This window comes from Phytoactinopolyspora endophytica, assembly GCF_004138495.1.
Classification (GTDB): Bacteria; Actinomycetota; Actinomycetes; order Jiangellales; family Jiangellaceae; genus Phytoactinopolyspora; species Phytoactinopolyspora endophytica.
In genome coordinates this window covers 1-313 of sequence record NZ_ML142884.1, presented here as the reverse complement: position 1 = coordinate 313, position 313 = coordinate 1, and the positions used below count along the sequence as shown (strand labels likewise).

Below are 313 nucleotides of genomic sequence, written 5' to 3'. Positions count from 1 at the left end.
GTGGTGAGCTCGGAGCCCGACATGTCGGCGATCAATCGTCCCCGCCCGACGATGATGAAGTGATCAGCCATGAGCGCCATCTCGCTCATCAGGTGCGAGGACACGAGAACCGCGCGTCCCTCGTCTGCCTGCGACTTGAGCAGCTTGCGGATCCATAGGATTCCCTCCGGATCGAGGCCGTTCCCCGGCTCGTCCAGCATCACCGTGTGCGGATCGCCGAGTAGGGCGGACGCGATGCCGAGGCGTTGTCCCATGCCGAGTGAGAAGCCGCCGCTGCGGCGATCGGCCACCTCGCTCAAGCCCACGAGGTCGA

At 65.5% G+C, this 313-nt stretch carries 1 protein-coding gene; it reads right to left on the bottom strand.

The features are described 5' to 3' along the window. Window positions 1–313, bottom strand: a 313-nt coding sequence (locus ELR45_RS33710) for an AAA family ATPase (protein ID WP_420814006.1), incomplete at both ends; no start/stop codon positions are given.